Origin of the sequence: Nocardia sp. NPDC020380 (assembly GCF_044386975.1) — a bacterium.
Lineage (GTDB): Bacteria > Actinomycetota > Actinomycetes > Mycobacteriales > Mycobacteriaceae > Nocardia.
Genome location: NZ_JBIRVQ010000007.1, coordinates 471,392 through 489,535 on the forward strand (window position 1 = coordinate 471,392; position 18,144 = coordinate 489,535).

14 protein-coding genes are annotated in these 18,144 nt (G+C 68.5%); 9 read left to right on the forward strand and 5 right to left on the reverse strand.

All coding sequences use genetic code 11. The features are described 5' to 3' along the window. Positions 1-5 precede the first annotated feature (5 nt). The 3 genes from ACH438_RS21800 to ACH438_RS21810 are packed head-to-tail and all read right to left on the reverse strand — an operon-like array spanning position 6 to position 2,133. The gene (locus ACH438_RS21800) at positions 6-950 is read right to left on the reverse strand and encodes an ABC transporter permease (RefSeq protein WP_397007903.1); all 945 of its coding nucleotides are present in this window, start codon (positions 948-950) and stop codon (positions 6-8) included. Continuing rightward, positions 950-1,699: a molybdate ABC transporter substrate-binding protein gene (gene modA, locus ACH438_RS21805; protein ID WP_397007905.1), complete on the reverse strand. Its 750-nt coding sequence runs from the start codon at positions 1,697-1,699 to the stop codon at positions 950-952. The genes ACH438_RS21800 and modA overlap by 1 nt, the downstream gene beginning before the upstream one ends. A 20-nt stretch (positions 1,700-1,719) precedes the next feature. Next, the gene (locus ACH438_RS21810) at positions 1,720-2,133 is read right to left on the reverse strand and encodes a molybdopterin-binding protein (protein ID WP_397007907.1); all 414 of its coding nucleotides are present in this window, start codon (positions 2,131-2,133) and stop codon (positions 1,720-1,722) included. Between the two features lie 161 nt (positions 2,134-2,294). On the opposite strand from ACH438_RS21810, the gene ACH438_RS21815 reads away from it, so the two are divergent. Beyond that, entirely contained in the window at positions 2,295-3,047 is a 753-nt protein-coding gene (locus ACH438_RS21815) for a hypothetical protein (protein WP_397007909.1), read from the forward strand. Positions 3,048-3,100: 53 nt separating this feature from the next. Here ACH438_RS21815 and ACH438_RS21820 read toward each other — a convergent pair whose 3' ends face one another. Next, a complete protein-coding gene (locus tag ACH438_RS21820) occupies positions 3,101-4,531 on the reverse strand; it encodes a CCA tRNA nucleotidyltransferase (RefSeq protein ID WP_397007911.1) in 1,431 nt (476 codons plus the stop codon). 111 nt (positions 4,532-4,642) lie between these two features. On the opposite strand from ACH438_RS21820, the gene ACH438_RS21825 reads away from it, so the two are divergent. The 8 genes from ACH438_RS21825 to ACH438_RS21860 all read left to right on the forward strand — a co-directional run bounded on the left by ACH438_RS21825 (position 4,643) and on the right by ACH438_RS21860 (position 17,147). After that, positions 4,643-5,215, forward strand: a complete 573-nt coding sequence (locus ACH438_RS21825) for an NUDIX hydrolase (RefSeq protein WP_397007913.1) — start codon at positions 4,643-4,645, stop codon at positions 5,213-5,215. Next, positions 5,212-7,782 (forward strand): DUF6049 family protein, encoded by a 2,571-nt coding sequence (locus ACH438_RS21830; RefSeq protein WP_397007915.1) that lies wholly within the window; start codon positions 5,212-5,214, stop codon positions 7,780-7,782. Before ACH438_RS21825 ends, ACH438_RS21830 begins: the two co-directional genes overlap by 4 nt. 635 nt (positions 7,783-8,417) lie before the next feature. After that, on the forward strand, positions 8,418-12,278 hold the full coding sequence (gene murJ / locus ACH438_RS21835) for a murein biosynthesis integral membrane protein MurJ (RefSeq protein WP_397008242.1): 3,861 nt from the start codon (positions 8,418-8,420) through the stop codon (positions 12,276-12,278). A gap of 335 nt (positions 12,279-12,613) precedes the next feature. Then, complete coding sequence (sigM, locus tag ACH438_RS21840) at positions 12,614-13,180, forward strand: RNA polymerase sigma factor SigM (protein ID WP_397007917.1); 567 nt, start codon at positions 12,614-12,616, stop codon at positions 13,178-13,180. A 120-nt stretch (positions 13,181-13,300) separates the two neighbouring features. Further along, entirely contained in the window at positions 13,301-14,314 is a 1,014-nt protein-coding gene (locus tag ACH438_RS21845; protein ID WP_397007919.1) for a hypothetical protein, read from the forward strand. Positions 14,315-14,417: 103 nt separating this feature from the next. Further along, complete coding sequence (trxB, locus tag ACH438_RS21850; RefSeq protein ID WP_397007921.1) at positions 14,418-15,401, forward strand: thioredoxin-disulfide reductase; 984 nt, start codon at positions 14,418-14,420, stop codon at positions 15,399-15,401. Positions 15,402-15,412: 11 nt separating this feature from the next. Further along, positions 15,413-15,739, forward strand: coding sequence for a thioredoxin (gene trxA / locus ACH438_RS21855; RefSeq protein ID WP_397007923.1), 327 nt, complete (start codon positions 15,413-15,415; stop codon positions 15,737-15,739). 220 nt (positions 15,740-15,959) lie between these two features. Next, positions 15,960-17,147, forward strand: coding sequence for an N-acetylmuramoyl-L-alanine amidase (locus tag ACH438_RS21860; protein ID WP_397007925.1), 1,188 nt, complete (start codon positions 15,960-15,962; stop codon positions 17,145-17,147). Between the two features lie 117 nt (positions 17,148-17,264). Here the strand turns inward: ACH438_RS21860 and ACH438_RS21865 are convergent, their stop codons facing one another. Next, positions 17,265-17,984 (reverse strand): GNAT family N-acetyltransferase, encoded by a 720-nt coding sequence (locus ACH438_RS21865; RefSeq protein ID WP_397007927.1) that lies wholly within the window; start codon positions 17,982-17,984, stop codon positions 17,265-17,267. Positions 17,985-18,144: the final 160 nt, after the last annotated feature.

An 18,144-nucleotide genomic window follows, 5' to 3' on the forward strand; every position in this document is an offset into this window, starting at 1 on the left:
CCACGCTACCCGCGCACCAGGGGACGGCGGTCCGTTCCGGACACGCCCGAACGGCGGTAGGCGACCAGCACCACGAACACCGCCACCAGCACCAACAGCAGCGAAAGCGCCACCGCCGCATCCGGATCCACCTCGCGCTGCAGATAGATCTCCAGCGGCAGGGTCCGGGTCTTGCCCTGCAGGCTGCCCGCGAACGTCAGCGTGGCGCCGAACTCGCCGAGGGCCCGCGCGAACGCGAGGATCGTGCCCGAGATCAAAGCCGGGCGCAGCAGCGGCAGGGTCACCCGCCACCACACGATCGTCGGGCGCGCACCCAGCGTGGCGGCCACTCGCTCGTATCGATCGCCCGCGGTGCGCATCGCGCCTTCGAGAGTGATCACCAGGAACGGCAGCGCCACGAACGTCTGCGCCAGCACCACCGCGGTCGTGCTGAACGCGATCTGGATACCCATCGCATCCAGCTGCTTACCGAGCAGACCCTGCCGGCCGAACAGGTACAGCAACGCGATACCGCCCACCACCGGCGGTAAAACCAAGGGCAGCAACACCAGTGCCCGCAATACCGGCATACCGCGCCAGTGCATGCGGGCCAGCACCGCGGCCATCGGCACCCCGAACACGACGCACAACAGCGCCGCGGTCAGGGAGGTGCGCAGGCTCAGCAGCAGCGCGATCCGCGACGAATCCGAGGTGACCAGACCCAGGAAATGCGACCAATCGACCGCATCAGTCAAACCCACCAGCGGGCCCGCCACGAAACCGAAACCCAGCGCGGCCGGCAACAACAACCACACCGGAATACGCGTGCCACCACGACGATTCGGCACTCGCCGCGGCCACCCGGGGAACCGGCGGCCCGTGACTACCCGGGCCGCCGCATCCGGCGCGGAGCCGACGTCGACCCCGCCCCGGTCCGGGACGCCGGTCTCGGTCGTCTCCGCACCCGTCATTACGGAGCGCCGAATCCGGCCTGGCTCAACGCCTTCTGCCCCTCCGCGCCCGTGATCATGGCGACCCACTGATTCGCCACATCGGCATTCTTGGAATCCGCCACGGCGGCAATCGGATAGGTGTTCACCGCGGTCTTCGACTCCGGGAACGCCACCGTGGTCACCTTGTTACCGGCCGACGACGCATCGGTCACGTACACCAGGCCGGCATCCGCCTGACCCGTCTCCACCTTGGTGAGCACATCGGTCACCGAGGACTCCTCGGACACCGGGGACAGCTTCACCTTGGTCTCGCCCTCCACCTTCTTGGTCGCCGTACCACACGGCACCTGCGGGGCGCACACCACCAGGTGCACGTTCGGCTTGGCCAGATCCGCGAAATTCGCGATGTGATCCGGATTGCCCGGCGGGGTCACGATGGTCAGCACATTGGTCGCGAAGGTCTGCGGCTTGGCGGTGATCCGATTGGTCTTGGTGACCTTGTCCATGTTCGCCTGATCCGCCGACGCGAACACATCCGCGGGCGCGCCCTGATTCAGCTGCACCGCCAGATCCGAGGAACCGGCGAACGAGAACACCACCTTGGTGCCCGGGTGCTCGGTCTGGAACTGATTGCCCAGCTGCGTGAACACCTGCTGCAGCGAGGCCGCCGCGAACACCGTGATGGTCTTGGTGCCCGAACCGCTGCTGCTCGACGACGAACCACACCCCGACAGCAGGCCCGCGCCCAGCACCGCCGCCGCGGCCACCGCGACGCCGGTCCGGGTGCCTACCCGGCGCCACCCGACTCCGCGGTGGTCTCCACCACGACCGTGGTCGCCTTCACCGTGGCCATCGCCACGCTGCCCGGCTGCAAGCCCAGCTCGCGCACCGACTCGGTGCTCATCAGGGATACGACTGTGAATGGTCCGCATTGCATCTCCACCTGTGCCATCACGGTATCGGCCACCACACGGGTGACCAGGCCGGGAAATCGATTTCGTGCCGAACTGGCACTACCCATCCGGGTCTGCGGGGTGCGAGCCTGCTCGACGGCGAGATCCGCCAGCTCCCGTCCGTCCACCACCAGGCGACCGGACTCGTCACGACGCGCGGACAAGGTGCCGTTGTCTATCCACCGGCGCACAGTGTCGTCGCTGACGCCCAGCAACTGGGCGGCGTCACGAATCCGAATATCGGGCATGAGGAGCAGAGTACTTCCGCAGATGCGGAACAATCAATCGAATCGCACCGTATCTGCGGACACGTAACCCGGACGCGTGTTTCACGTCACCTACCCGTTCCCCGCCGCCCGCCTGCTCGTTCCCGGCACTGTCACCCAACGTCGGTACGCTCGTTGCAATCATGGCCACGTACTTCGACCCGAAGGCCTGGGCAAGCTTCACCACCGCCTGGCTGGAACCTGCCACCGATTTCGGCGTCGGCGCCGTCACCGCCCTCATGCCCGACGTGCTCATGACCCTGCTGTCCGAAGGCATCCTCAGCCAATTCGGCGGGAAAGAAGTCAGCGCCACCCTGCTCGGGCACGAAATGCGCGCCACGCTACAGACACTCAAGGTCCGAAGACGCGGGGCGCACTTCCAGACCAAGACCGTGCTCACCGGCCTGCGCTGGAACCGCCACCCCGTCGACGAAGTGACCGTGATCGCGCACGGCGTCCGGCTGATTCCGGGCGTACCCACCAAGGTCCGGTCCGCGCAGCTCGATCTCACCGGCGTCATATCCGTTGCGGCGCTGCTGGAATGGATCAACAGCTGGCAGGCCGACTGGGAACTCGAACCCGCCGAGGGCGGGCTGGTGCTCGCCAGGCATCGCCGGCGTCGGATCCGCGCTCTTGCCGACGCCGAGATCAGCGACAATGTGCTCACCATCCGGGTGCACCGGGCGCACTGGCGAAAAGTCCGGGCCCCCAGGCGAATGACGAAGCTGGACCCGATCCTCCTGTCGGACTTGCCGAATCAGGCGCGCATCGCACGGGCGGAACGGGTCGACGACAAGATCCACTTCACCGCCGATATACCCGCCATGACAGGGTCTTTCGATCTCGCGCAGATCCGGGCCGCCATCGTCGCCGGAACCACGCTGATCATCTTCTAGCGGAGAACCCAACTCTCGGGCTCTCAGGGGCTTCGCCCCCGAACCCCCTCGGCCTATTCGGCTGCTTGCCACCATTCGAGCAGAGCCGCTTCGGCCTCGTCGCGGCTCATCGGGCCGCGGTCCAAGCGCAGCTCCTTCAGGAAACGCCACGCCTTACCGACGTCCGGACCCGGTTGCAGGTCCAGCAGTTCCATGATCGCGTTGCCGTCGAGATCCGGGCGGACGCGGGCCAGATCCTCCTGCTCCGCGAGGCGCTCGATGCGGACCTCGAGGTCGTCGTAGGTGGAACGCAGCAGGGCGGCGCGGCGCTTGTTGCGGGTCGTGCAGTCCGCGCGCACCAGTTTGTGCAAGCGCGGCAACAACTCTCCCGCGTCCGTCACGTAGCGGCGCACGGCCGAATCCGTCCACTGGCCCTTGCCGTAGCCGTGGAAACGCAGGTGCAGGTACACCAGCTTCGCCACGTCCTCGGTGAACTGCTTCGGATACTTCAAGGCGCGCATGCGCTTTCGCACCATCTTCGCGCCCACCACCTCGTGGTGATGGAAGCTCACGCCGCCGCCCGCCTCGTTCCGCTTGGTCGGCGGCTTGCCGATATCGTGCAGCAGCGCGGCCCAGCGCAGCACCAGGTCCGGGTCGCCCTGCTCCTGGTCGATGGCCTGCCGCAGCACCGTCAGCGAATGCTGGTAGACGTCCTTGTGCTGGTGGTGCTCATCGATCTCCAGCTGCATGGCCGGGATCTCCGGCATCACTCGCTCCGCCAGGCCGGTCTCGACCATGATGTCGATGCCGTCGGTCGGGTACTCGCCGCCGATCAGCTTGTCCAGCTCGGTGTGGATGCGCTCCGCGGTGATCCGATCCAGCTCGGGCGCCATCGCCACGATGGCCTCCCGCACCCGCGGCGCCAGCCGGAAACCCAGCTGCGATACGAAACGCGCACCCCGCAGCATGCGCAGCGGATCGTCGCGGAAGGAATCCTCGGGCGCGGCCGGCGTATCGAGCACGCCTTCCAGGAGGGCCTCTATACCGTTCAGCGGATCCACGAACTCGAGCTCGCCCAGCGCGCCGATGCGAACGGCCATGGCGTTCACCGTGAAATCCCGCCGCACCAGATCACCCTCGAGGGTGTCACCGAAGGTGACCTCCGGATTGCGGGAGACCCGATCGTAGGCGTCACTGCGGAAGGTGGTGATCTCCAGCTGCTGACCGGCCTTCGACGCCGTCACCGTGCCGAACGCCAGCCCGCCGGTATCCCACAGGTTGTCGGCCCAGCCGCGCATCAACTCCTGCACGACCTCCGGCCGCGCGTCGGTGGTGAAATCCAGATCGGTGCCGAGGCGGCCCAGCACGGCATCCCGCACACTGCCGCCCACCAGATACAACTGATGGCCGTGTGCCGCGAACAGCTCGCCCAGCGGAGTCATCACCTCCGACAGCTGCCCCAGGGTTATCGCCGCCGACGCCAGCAATCGGGTACGACGATCCACACTGGCTTCTTCGGACTTCGGCGATACCACGAAAATGCAGCTTAGTGGAGGGGCGCAAACCGCCGGGCCACGACGGTCAGGCAAGCGAACGATCCCCGCTAGACTGACGCAGTGTCCCCGGCCGATCGCGCGAACAGTCGACGCCGCCAGCCCCGGCGCCGTGGTTCGGCCGGTACTGCGGCGAAAGCCGGTGGTGCCCAGCGCGGGGAGGCGGAACGCAAACCACGCATGCGTACCGTGCGGGAAACCTCCGCCGGCGGACTGGTGGTCGACGGGCTCGACGGGCCCAGCGAGAAACGCGCCGCCGCCCTCATCGGCCGCACCGACCGGCGCGGCCGGCTGCTCTGGTCGCTACCCAAGGGACACATAGAAGAGGGCGAGACGGCCGAGCAGACCGCCATCCGTGAAGTCCAGGAGGAGACCGGAATTCACGGCACCGTGGTCGCCGAACTCGGCAGCATCGACTACTGGTTCGTCACCGAAGGCCGGCGGGTACACAAAACCGTGCACCATTACCTCATGCGATCCCTCGGCGGCGAACTCTCGGACGCCGATGTGGAGGTCACCAAGGTGGCCTGGGTTCCCTTGAGCGAACTCGATTCCCGCCTCGCCTACGCCGACGAACGCAGGCTCGCCGAGGTCGCGAACCGGCTGATCGACCGGATGGAGAACGGCAGACAATGACGCGTGCGGGGTCTGGGCGTCCTGAACACGACACCGCGGCGGCACATCCGACAGCTACGAACAGGACGCTGCCTCAGCGGCTGCTGTCGTTCGTCGCGGTACTGCTGGCCGTGCTCACGGTCGCCGGTATCGGACCGGCCGCCGCCCTCGGCGAACCCACCACCGGCGCCGGCAGCGGCACCGGTGACACCAGCGGACCCAAATTCCTGAAACTGTCGCTCGATTCGGTCACGCCCACCGCCATCACCGCCACCAGCGACCCCTACTTCGTGGTGTCCGGCACCGTCACCAATATCGGCGACCGCAATGTCGACGACATCGCCATCCGCGTCCAGCGCACCGCCGCCGTCACCAATCCCAGCGGACTGCGCTCCAGCCTGCGGCTCGAACAATCCAATTACGACATCACCGGCGAATTCCAGGATGTCGCAGACCGATTGACGCCCGGGCAGCGCAAACAGTTCAGCCTCACCGTCGCCGTGCGCTCGGGAACCGATCTGCCCGACGGGGTTTCCGCACTCGACATCACCAGCCCCGGCGTCTACCCGTTACTGCTCAATGTGAACGGGCAACCGGCCTACGGCGGCCAGGCCCGGCTCGACGACGCGCGTTTCCTGCTGCCGGTCCTCGGCATCCCCGCCGACCCGAACGCGAACAAGACCGACAACCCGGCGCCCCCGGCCGCGCCCGCCGCGCCGCCCGTCGCCACCACCCTGATCTGGCCGCTGGCCGATCGGCCCCGCCTGGTCGCCGGACGCCCCGGCGCACCCGACAACCACGCCCTGCTCACCGACGACGACCTGGCCTCTTCCCTGGCCACCGGCGGACGGCTGGACCAGCTGCTGTCCGCGCTGGAAGGCGCGCTCAAACCCGACAGCGGGCACGACAAGAACCTCACCGGCGCGCTCTGCCTGGCCGTCGACCCGGACCTGCTCATCACCGTGTCCGATATGACCAACGGCTACCAGGTCCTCGCCAGCCCCTCCGACCCGGACGGGCCCACCCGCGCCGGCACCGGCGACAAGGCCGCCAAGGCCTGGCTGGACCGGCTGCGCGCCATCGCACCCCGGCTCTGCGTGGTGGCCCTGCCCTTCGCGCAGGCCGACCCCAGCGCCCTCGCCGCCACCGACGACGCCACCCTCACCGATCGCGCGCTCACCGCGCCCGCCGACATCATCGATTCGCGGCTGTCGGTGAAATCCGTACGCGGCGTGGCACTGCCGGACGCGGGCACCATCGACGCGGACGGCGCCAATCTGCTCGCGCGGCACGGCTTCACCACCACCCTGCTCGCCGACAATGCCGTCACCGCGCCCGACGGGCACAATAATCTCACCGCCCTGAAATCGGCCACGCCCGCGAACGATTCGGTGAATCCGGACATCGTGCAACTCGACGGCATCCCCCTGCCCGCACCCGCCGGCGGCGAGAACAAGCCGCCGCCAACCGAATTGCGGGCCGCCACCTTCGACATCTGGTCGGCCACCGCCCTCGCCGCCATCGGGTCGCATCCGCCGACCCCGCCGTTCACCCCCGACCGGGTGCGCTACGACGTCACCAACGACTCCCGCGCCGCCCGGCTGCAGGACGCGCTCGGCGCGGTCTCCTGGACGTCCCTGAACCCGATGCCCGGCCACCCCCGCTCCCAGCTGCTCATGCCGCCGCAACAGTGGGGCGCCAATCGCGACGAGGCCAACGCCCTGCTCACCCAGCTCGATCTGTTGTTGCGCAACAACCTGGCGACCGCGCGGCCCCTCACCGATCTGCTCGCCCAGCCGGCCGACCCGCAGCCCTACGAACTCGACTACCTCAGCACCGCCGCTGACGACGCCGTGCCCGCGCACTTCGCCGAACCCGTCCGGCAGCAGGCGCAGCGCATCACCCAGCTGATGGGCGCCCTCGTCGACGTGCCGCAGCAGGAACTCAGCCCGCACGACTTCCTCACCCCGCTGCGCGACGACCTGGTCCGGGTGCTCTCGCTCTCCGACCGGTGGGCCGGCGGCTCGCTCGCCGACACCTCGGCGCAACGCCGCCTCGACCTCACCACCTCGACCATGGACGGCCTCTACAACTCGGTGACCGTGCTCCCACCCGGCGGCGTCTACACGCTGGCCTCGGAACAGAGCCCATTGCTGCTGGTCGCGCGCAACGATCTGCCGGTCGCCATCCGCGTCCGCTTCCACATCGACGCGCCCGCCGAGACGAACATCACCGATATCGGTGAACAGCAACTTCCCGCCAAGGGCAATCGCTCGTTCCAGATCCCGACCGAGGTCTCCGACCGCCGGAACCTGGTCATTCCCATCGCTCTTACCACACCCGACGGCGTGTCGCTGGGCAAGGCCGTCTCGGTATCGGTGCGGTCCAACGCCTACGGTCGAGTGTTGGCAATAATTACCGCGTGCGCTTGTGCACTCCTGCTTCTGCTGGTCGCTCGCCGACTGTGGCACCGCTTCCGCGGACAGTCCGACCCGGCTGACGAGGGGTTCGATCCGGGGACACGACGTCGAGTCAACCGGTACCGGCGCGCGCGAAAGCAGGAGTTGCGACGCAAGGAGGCGCGGTGACCGAACGACCGGAAGGGAATGACGGGCCGTCGCCGCGCCGCGCGCCCTCGGCACCCTGGGAACGCGGAGCGCCACGCCGGCCACAAGGATCGGCGTCGGGCCAACAGCGCGGGGTGCCCCCACAGGGGCCCGCGTCGGGGCAACAGCGATCCGTCCCACCGGGACCCGGCTCCGGACAACAACGTTCGGTGCCACCGGGACCAGCGTCGGGACAGCAGCGATCGGTACCGCCGGGACCTGCCTCGGGGCAACAACGTTCGGTACCGCCCGGGCCTCCGTCCGGGCAGCAGCGGGGTGTGCCCCCGCAGGGACCCGGCTCGGGACAGCAACGGGCCGTGCCCGGCGTGAGCGTGCCGCCGGGGCCGCAGCGGATTCCGCCACGACCGCAAGGACAACCGTCCGGTCCGCGGACCGGTGAACCCTGGGCCCCCGAATCCGGGCCCGTCATGCACCGGCAGCCCCGGCCCGCACCGCCCGGCGCCCAGCGACCGCCACAGCCCAACCGGAATCCCGGCGGGCCGGATCGCGGTGCGGCAGGCCGCGTCCCGAGCGAAGAGCGCTACCACTGGGGACACTCCGGCGGGGACGCCAATCGTCCACCGGGACAAGCCCCCCAGCGGTACCCCACGCCCCCGATGTCCAATCCGCGGCCGCAGCAATCACTTCCGCGGAAGCTGCCCGGCGCCACCGCGACCGTGCAGCGCGAGGAGAAGCCGGAGAGCGCGAACGCCAAACTGGTCCGCGACACCGGCTCCATCGCCATCGCCACACTGATCAGCCGCATCACCGGGTTCGCGAAACAGGCGCTGCTGCTCACCGTGCTCGGCCCGGCCATCGCCAGCGCCTTCACCGTCGCCAGCTCGATCCCGAACATGATCTCGGAGCTGCTGCTCGGCGCGGTGCTCACCGCCATCGTGGTGCCCACCCTGGTACGCGCCGAACGCGAAGACGACGACGGGGGAGCGGCTTTCGTGCGCCGGCTCTTCACCGCGGCGCTCACCGTGCTCGTCACCGGCACGGTCCTCGCCATGGTGCTGGCGCCGGTGCTGACCGAGCACATCTTCCTGACCAAGGACGGTCAGGTCAGCACGGGACTCACCACCGCGCTCACCTACCTGCTGCTGCCCGCCGTCGTGCTGTACGGCATGTCGGCGCTGTTGATGGCGATTCTGAACACCCATCAGGTGTTCAAACCCGGCGCCTGGGCGCCCGTCCTCAACAACGTGGTCGTGCTGGTGGTGCTCGCGCTCTACCTGATCCTGCCCGGCGAGATCAGCCTCGACCCGGTCCGGATGGGCGAACCCAAACTGCTGCTGCTCGGCATCGGCGTCACCCTCGGCGTCGCCGTCCAGGTGGCGACGCTGCTGCCGGCCATCCGGCGCGAGGGCATCAACCTGCGGCCGCTGTGGGGCGTCGACGCGCGGCTCAAGCAGTTCGGCGGCATGGCCGCGGCCATCATCCTCTACGTCCTGATCAGCCAGGCCGGCTTCAGCTTCACGCTGCGCGTCTCCTCGCACACCGACGTGGCCGGCCCGACCATCTACCAGAACGCCTGGCTACTGCTGCAATTGCCGTACGGCGTGCTCGGCGTGACCCTGCTGACCGCGATCATGCCGCGGCTCAGCCGCAATGCCGCCGCCGACGACACGCCCGCCGTGGTGGACGATCTCGGCGCGGCCACCCGGCTCACCATGATCGCGCTGGTCCCGATCGTCACCTTCCTGACCTTCGCCGGACCCCAGATCGGCCAGGCCATCTACGGCTACGGCCGCTTCCACCACCACGCCGAACGCCTCGGCGAGGCCGTGTCCTGGTCCGCGTTCACGCTGATCCCGTACTCGCTGGTGCTGATCCACCTCCGCGTCTTCTACGCCCGCGAGAAGGCGTGGACGCCGACCTGGATCATCCTCGGCATCACCAGCGTCCAGATCACGCTGTCCGCGCTGGCGCCGTCGTTCGTGTCCGCCGACCATGTGGTCATCGCGCTCGGCGTGGCCCGCGGGCTCGGGTTCCTGTGCGGCGCCATCATCGGCGGCTGGCTGCTGCACCGCAGCCTCGGCGACCTGCGCATGACCAATGTCGGCCGCACCATCAGCCGCGTCGTCCTGGCCTCGCTGGCCGGCGGCGCCGTCATGCTGATCGTCGACAAAGTGCTGGGGCTGCACCGGCTTTCGGACTCGTTCGGCGGGTTCGGCTCGCTGCTCCGGGTCGGCCTCACCGCCGTCATCATGTTCGGCGTGGCCTTCGGACTGATGCGGCTCGCGGGGATTCCGGAGATCGTCGCCATCACCGTCGCCATCTCCCGGCGACTCGGCATCACCCCGCCCGCACCCGACCTCGGGCTGGACGGCACGCCGATCGACGACATCCACGAAACCACCGTGCTGCCCCGGCCCGATCTGCGCGCCGCACCGTACTACTACCGGTTCGACCCGTACCTCGACGCGCAGACCATGGTGCTGCCCGTCATCCGACCCGATGCGGTTGACATCACCCGCTCGGATGAGTTCCCGTACCCTGTTCCGCAGAGAAGCGCAACCGCCGGATCAGGCGCGCCCACGGACAATCGCGGGCCGTCGGACAGCGCCCGCGCATCGGACACCGGAGTCCGCACGACATCGGATGCCGGTGGCTCGGTTCCGGCCCCGACACATCGGTCTTCGAGATACCAGGGCGAAGGAGGCATGAGGGTGAGCGACGACGCGGCAGGCGGTGTGCCGGCCGCAGAGGCTGCAACAACCGCGGGTGGCGCCCTTTCCACGGATACCCCTCCGCCCGGTGGGCAGAGCGGAAAGCCTGGCGGCAACCCCGAATCCACGGCCCGGACCAGCGAGTCCGGCGACGACGCGCCGGAGAACCTACCGGAAGAGGACCATGCCGGTCCCGAAACCGGTGTCTACGAAGCGGTCTCGCCACAGATGCCACCCATGCGGGTGGAATCGCCGAGCAAGAAAATGCAACGCGGACCCAAGCTGATCCCCGGCGCCTCGGTGGCGGGCGGCAGATACCGCCTGCTGGCCGGGCACGGCGGGGCGCGCGGACTACGGTTCTGGCAGGCGCTGGACGTGAAACTCGACCGCGAGGTCGCGCTCACCTTCGTCGACGCGGACCAGAAGTCCGCCGACAACTCCGGACACGATGGGCCGCAGGCCATCCTGTCCCGCACCCTGCGCCTGGGCCGCATCAACTCACCGGGCCTGGCCCGCGTGCTCGACGTGGTCCGCGGCTCCTCCGGCGGCATCGTGGTGGCGGAATGGACACCCGGCCGCTCCCTCAAGGAGATGGCCGACACGGTGCCCTCACCCATCGGCGCGGCCCGCGCCGTACGGGCCCTCGCCGCGGCGGCCGAAATGGCGCACCGCGGCGGCGGATCACTCTCCATCGATCACCCGGACCGGGTGCGCATCAGCGCCACCGGCGATGCGGTGCTGGCCTTCCCGGGCACCCTGTCCGACTCCGACGCGCAATCCGATGTCCGCGGCCTGGGCGCCATGCTCTACGCGCTCATCACCGCGCACTGGCCCATCCGGGTCGGCGGCATCAGCGGCAGCGCCGCCACCGTCGGCGGACTGCCACTGGCCGATTTCGGGCCGGACGGAACTCCGGTGGAGCCCAGGACGATTCGGCCCGAGGTGCCGTTCGAGATCTCGGCGGTCGCGGTCCGGTCGCTGGAATCCAACAAGGGCGTGCGCACCGCGGCCACGGTCCAGCACGTGCTGGAACAGGCGTCCGTGGTCGACCAGAAGACCGATTTCATCCCCGTGCTGCGGCTGGGCCAGCGCCCGCCGAGCGCGCCGGACGAAACCCTCGCGGATCCGGAACTGCTTGCGGCCGAGAAGGAACGGTCGCAGCGCATGATGTGGATCCTGGTCGGGCTCGGCGTACTGGCCGCGCTGGTGGTCGGCGTGATCATCTGGTGGCTGCTGAGCGTCTTCGCGCCCGGCTCCGCCAACGCACCGCTCAACGAGCAGCGCAATATCGGGCTCACCACCTCACAGCCGGTACCGCCACCGCCGGGGACGCCACAGGCGCCCGCGGCCACCACCCCCACGGGTGGGGTGCCGGTGCCGGTGACCGGGGCCATGGTGTTCTCGCCGGAGGGCACTCCGGACAATGTCGGCAGCGTCGGGTCGGTGGTGGACAACAACCCGGGCTCATCCTGGCGCACCGACGCCTATTTCCAGCAGTTCCCCGCCCTGAAGAAGGGCGTGGGCATTCTGGCCACCCTGGGCAGCCCCAGCAAGCTGACCAAGGCCATCATCGAATCGCCCTCGCCCGGAACGAAGGTCGAGATCCGCACCTCGCCGACCGCCTCGCCGACCCTCGATCAGACACAGCTGATCGGGTCGGCGGTGCTCGGCGACGGCACCACGGAGATCCCGGTGCAGGCCGACCAGCCTGCCCGGTACGTCCTCGTGTGGATCACTCAGCTGGCCAACAGTGGGGGGCAGTTCCAGTCGTCGATCGCCAAGATCCACTTCGAGGCCTCGCAATAACTTTGGCCTCCGCTGCGCTCCGGCGGGGTTCGCGGCCCTAAGTCTCGATTCTTCCCTCCCTCCGCTCCTCCGCTTCGCTCCCCCGCTCCACTCAGTCCAGAACCGAGCCGGCCGCGAACCATGAGCGTTGAGTCATAGCCAGGGTGGATAACGGATTCGTCGCGCATTCCGTACCAAACGGCCGCTACCAGCACTTTTTCTTATTCCCTATTGCTATCGAATCGTTATCTTCGATATGATCTTGCCTCGTCGTTGTGGTCGAATTCACCGGCCTGAGGGGATTCATGTCGCCTTTGAACGGATACGGGCGAGCGGTCGAGCGGAATGCTCGAGCGGTGGCGACGGCCGTCCGGCCGAACCTGGAAGCCTCCTCGGACCGGGAGCTACTCGCCGCACACGCCGCCGGTGAACGCGACGCCTTCGCGGAACTCTTCCGCCGCCACCGCGACCACCTCTACCAAGTCGCCCGGCGCACCTGCCCCACCCAGGTCGACGCCGAGGACTCGGTCCAGGAGGCCATGCTCTCCGCCCACCGCAATGCCGCCGGATTCCGCGGCGACGCGGAGGTCCGCAGCTGGCTGCACCGGATCGTCGTCAACGCCTGCCTGGACCGCATCCGGCGCAACAAACTCCGCACCACCGTCCCGCTCACCGAGGACAAGGCCGACGAACACCGGTACGACAGAGACGATTACGCGGCCCTGGAAGCCACGCTGCTCGTCGACGCCGCCCTGTTCACCCTGCCCGACGAACAGCGCACCGCACTGGTCGCCGTCGAACTACACGGCCTGACCATCGCGGAAGCGGCTGAGCGGCTGGGGATTCCGGAAGGCACCGTCAAGAGCCGGTGCGCCCGCGCCCGTCAGCGGCTCGCCGCGCACTTCCAGGCCATGAACAACTGAATTCCGTTCCGGCGCCGCGAAATTCCGGTACCGGAAAAACGGGCGGAACCGTAACGATCTCCGCTGCGTCAGAAATAAAGTCAGGTCTGCGAATTTCCTACCCGAAGCCCTGGAGGGGCAATGGACGAGAAGGCCGAAACGGGCGCGCGTCGCCACCCGGCCGATAACGGAGCAGGAGCCATGGCCGGAACCATGCCGCCCTTCTCCGCCGAACTGCTCGCCGACCTGCACGCCGGCAATATCCCGGCGAAGGTGTCCGAGCAACTCTGGCCCGCGGTCCGCCGGGACCCCGCGGCCATGCGCTACCTGCACTCCCTGGACCAGGTGAGCGATCACGTCCGCGACCTCGGCCGCGACCCGCGCATCCTGCACCCCATGCCCGCTGACGTCACCGAACGACTGGAACGGATGATCGACGAACTGGCCGCCACCCCCCTCACGGCCACCACCGCACCGACCGCGACCACGACCGCCCCGCGTGCGGCCGCCACCGTGCACCCGCTGCCCCGGCACGCCGGGCCGACCGGCACCGCACCCCAGCCGGTGCAGCTCCCACCGGCCACCGCGCCCATGCCCGCACTCGGCGGCGCCATCTTCGACACCGGCCGGCTCGACCCGCGCGAACTCGAGGCCGGCCTGCCCGGCGCCGACGGCATTTTCGCGCCGGACAGCGACGAGGCTTTCGAGACGGAGACCGACGACACGCCGATCCGGCTGCCCGAGCGCCCCTCCCGGCGGCTGCGCTGGCTCACCGCCGCGGCAGCGGTCGCGGCGGTGGCCGCGGGTGGCGTCGTCGCCGTGGACGCCTTGAACAGCCGTACCGTGGCTCCTGGCAGCGCCCCGGCGGCCGATACCCAGCTGGCCGCCGATCTGCCGCCCACCGTCGTGCTGAGCGCCATGGGCAACCAGTCCTTCACCGGCCCGCTGGCGGCCGGGACCAACCTCACGGCATGTCTCACCGCGGCCGGATTGAATCGCCCGATACTCGGCGCCCGGAATGTGACGTATTCGAACCAGCAGGCCGTCCTCGTACTGCTACCCGGAGCCAAGACGCCGCAGATCACCGCGGTGGTCCTCGGAAACGGCTGCGGCGCAGGAAATCCGCAGGTCCTCGGCCGCGCCGACATCGGCTGAGACCCGAGCCCTCCGGAGCCCGTTGCCGAAGGGCAGGGAACAACAGCGTTTACGCTGTTGTTGACCGACACGCTCGTTCCACAAATCTGCTTCGGAGGGCCCCTTGAGCACGCCTGTACGCGACCTGATCATTGTCGGTTCCGGGCCGGCCGGCTACACGGCAGCCGTCTACGCGGCGCGCGCGGAACTGCAACCGCTCCTCTTCGAGGGCACCCAGTTCGGCGGCGCGCTCATGACCACCACCGAGGTCGAGAACTTCCCCGGCTTCCGCGAGGGCATCATGGGCCCCGACCTCATGGAGGAAATGCGGGAGCAGGCCAAGCGTTTCGGTACCGACATCCGCACCGAGGACGTCGAAGCCCTCGACCTGTCCGGCCCGATCAAGAAGGTGACGGTCGGCGGCGAGACCTATGAGGCGTACGCCGTCATCCTCGCCATGGGTTCGGCCGCCCGCTACCTGAACGTGCACGGCGAGCAGGAACTGCTCGGCCGCGGCGTCAGCGCCTGCGCCACCTGTGACGGCTTCTTCTTCAAGGGCCAGGACATCGTGGTGGTCGGCGGCGGCGACTCGGCCATGGAGGAAGCGACCTTCCTCACCAAGTTCGCCTCCAGCGTCACCATCATCCACCGCCGCGAGGAGTTCCGCGCCTCCCGCATCATGCTGGAGCGTGCCAAGAACAACGACAAGATCCGGTTCGTCCTGAACTCGGAAGTCATTGGTGTGCACGGTGATTCGAGCGTCACCAGCCTGACCCTGCGCGACACCCGCACCGGCGAGACCAGCGAGCACGCGGCCACCGGCCTGTTCGTCGCCATCGGCCACGACCCGCGCAGCGAGCTCGTGCGCGGCCAGGTCGACCTGGACGACGAGGGCTACGTGCTGGTCAAGGGCCAGAGCACCTACACCTCGCTGCCCGGCGTCTTCGCCGCCGGCGACCTGGTCGACCACACCTACCGCCAGGCCATCACCGCCGCCGGCACCGGCTGCCGCGCGGCCATCGACGCCGAGCGGTGGCTCGCCGACCAGGGCGACATCACCAGCAACACCCTCGATCACGCCGGCGCGCCGGTCGAAGTGAACAACTGAAGGAGCACCACATGTCCGACGCCACCAAGACCGTCACCGACAAGACCTTCGCGGACGACGTGCTGCTCAGCGAGAAGCCGGTGCTCGTCGACTTCTGGGCGGCCTGGTGCGGTCCCTGCAAGATGATCGCCCCGGTCCTGGACGAGATCGCCGCCGCCAACAGCGACAAGATCACCATCGCCAAGCTCGACGCCGACAACAATCCCGAGACCGCCGCCAGCTACGGTGTCATGGCATTGCCCACCATGATCCTGTTCCAGGGGGGCAAAGAAACCAAGCGGATCGTCGGTGCGAAGGGCAAAGCCGCCCTCTTGCGCGAACTCGAAAGCGTTCTCTGACACCGCTGTGTAGGATTTCGGCGCCAGGAGGGGCCGGAGTTGGTAGCGAAAGCTCCCGCCTCCGGCCCCTCACACTGGCGTCAAGTTAGTATTCCTGCACTCGACAGTTGCCGAAATTCGGTCCGGGTCTGAGAGAATCGACCGACGCTCCGATCGTGCGAAGGTGTGAACCGACGCATGAGTGGGTACCCGGGTTGGCGGAAGGAAAGGGCTCTCACGCATGCACCGACTTCGTCACGGCGATACCGGCCCAGCCGTAGCAGAGGTTCGGAGCACCCTGGCAAGCCTCGGGTTCCTGCACACCCACCCCGTCGAAGGGGTGAACGGTGAGTACTGGAAGGACGCAGACGCCTCCTTCGGTCACGACCTCGACTCCGCGGTGCGCGCCTTCCAGCAGCATCGTGGCCTGCTCGTCGACGGTGTCGTCGGCCCGGCCACCTATCGCGCGCTGAAGGAAGCCTCCTACCGGCTCGGCGCCCGCACCCTCATCTACCAGCTCTCCGCGCCCCTGTACGGCGACGATGTCGCCACCCTGCAGCGCCGCCTGCAGGACCTCGGGTTCTACGTGCACCGCGTGGACGGCTACTTCGGGCCGCACACCCACGACGCGCTCACCTCGTTCCAGCGCGAGATCGGCCTGTCCTCCGACGGCATCTGCGGTCCGGACACGCTGCGCTCGCTGGAACTGCTCGGCGCCCGCGTCACCGGCGGCAACCCGCACCGCATCGCCGAGGAAGAAGTGGTGCACCGGGCCGGACCACAGCTCACCGGCAAGCGCATCGTCATCGACCCGGGCCTGGGCGGACCGTACAAGGGCTCGGCCGTACCCACCGAATTCGGTGACGTGTACGAGTCGGAGATCCTCTGGGACCTGGCCAGCCGCCTCGAGGGCCGCATGGCCGCCACCGGCATGGAGACCTTCCTGTCCCGGCCGTGGGGCGCCAACCCCTCCGATGCCGAACGGGCCGACACCTCCAATACTTTCGACGCCGATCTGATGATCTCGCTGCGCTGCGCCGGCAACCCCAGCACCTCCGCCAGCGGCGTGGCCAGCTTCCATTTCGGCAATTCACACGGCTCCACCTCGATGATCGGGCAGGTGCTGGCCGGGTTCATCCAGCGCGAGATCGTGGCCCGCACCTCACTGCAGGACTGCCGCACCCACGCCCGCACCTGGGACCTGCTGCGCCTCACCAAGATGCCCACCGTCCAGGTCGACATCGGTTACCTGACAAACGATTACGACTCCGGCGTCCTCACCAACCCGCGCATGCGCGACGTGATCGCCGAGGCCATCCTCATCTCCGTCAAGCGGCTCTACCTGCTCGGCCAGGACGATCAGCCCACCGGCACATACACATTCGCCGAACTGCTGGCCGAGGAATTGGCCGCGGCGGATCGCATCTAGCCGATTCGAAGACATGGAGGAGGCCCTGGGCGGATTGCCCAGGGCCTCTTCCTTTTCGGGGGTTCGGGGGCCGGAGGCCCCGGCGCAGGGAGGTGGAGCCGCGAGCTACGAGAGTTGTTACAAGGTCATAACTCGGTTCGGCATGGTCATGGAAGCGGCCGCGAGCAGTTGATCCAGCGCGCGCTCGACGTCTTCCTTCCACAGGTGCTCGGTATCGAGTTCCAGCCGCAGGCGCGGGAAACGATGATGCGAGGCAACCACTTTGAAACCGACATCCTCGAGGAAGTCCGCCTCGATCATGCAGTTCTCCGGCGAGCAGCCCGCCGGCGCCGGCGCGGGGGAGCGCAGCGGCGTCCCGATCCGCTCCCGCAGGGTCATCGACCCCACCGAAGGCATGGGCGAGGTCGGCGGATCCTTCCGGATCCCGAACGCCTCGATCGCCCGCACGCCACGACGCATCAGATCGCCGACCACGGCCTGCAAAAGCTGATTGGCCACATCGGTGCCCTCGTAAGGGGATTCGGCCCGCAGCGTGGTGATGAGCACGGCATCCGGGCTCACGGGGGACGTGGGGAACAGCCCCGCGCGCGGCACCGCGCTGGGCGGCGCGTAGAGCGCGCACCCGGCCGACTTGTCCTCCACCATGGCGACCTGCCCGCAGGAACCCCATTCGAGCATGACCCTGGACAACCAGGCCTCCTTCTCGAAGACCGGGTCACTGAATTCACGACAGTCCGCGGCCACGGCGGGATCCATCTCCCAGAACACGCAGCGCCGTGCGTGCGTCGGGAGTTTGTCGAGTCCGCCGAGGGTAAGTGCGGTCACGCTGGTCGACACTGCTCTGCTCAGCCTCCAGCTGTCCGATTCATCCACACTCACGCCGCATCAACTGCTCGCCAGCCAGGATATGCGATCACCGCAATATGCCTCTCCACCGCATAGGAAAAGAGCCCCGTCACTGTGACGTTTCAGCCGAGGCCCCCGCATAGGGCCCTTT

Excerpts from the sequence above, each read along its gene's own strand:
- ACH438_RS21800 (WP_397007903.1), bottom strand. The coding sequence starts at position 950 with ATGACGGGTGCGGAGACGACCGAGACCGGCGTCCCGGACCGGGGCGGG.
- ACH438_RS21810 (WP_397007907.1), bottom strand. The coding sequence starts at position 2,133 with ATGCCCGATATTCGGATTCGTGACGCCGCCCAGTTGCTGGGCGTCAGC.
- ACH438_RS21815 (WP_397007909.1), top strand. The coding sequence starts at position 2,295 with ATGGCCACGTACTTCGACCCGAAGGCCTGGGCAAGCTTCACCACCGCC.
- ACH438_RS21830 (WP_397007915.1), top strand. The coding sequence starts at position 5,212 with ATGACGCGTGCGGGGTCTGGGCGTCCTGAACACGACACCGCGGCGGCA.
- murJ (WP_397008242.1), top strand. The coding sequence starts at position 8,418 with ATGTCCAATCCGCGGCCGCAGCAATCACTTCCGCGGAAGCTGCCCGGC.
- ACH438_RS21845 (WP_397007919.1), top strand. The coding sequence starts at position 13,301 with ATGGACGAGAAGGCCGAAACGGGCGCGCGTCGCCACCCGGCCGATAAC.
- trxA (WP_397007923.1), top strand. The coding sequence starts at position 15,413 with ATGTCCGACGCCACCAAGACCGTCACCGACAAGACCTTCGCGGACGAC.
- ACH438_RS21860 (WP_397007925.1), top strand. The coding sequence starts at position 15,960 with ATGCACCGACTTCGTCACGGCGATACCGGCCCAGCCGTAGCAGAGGTT.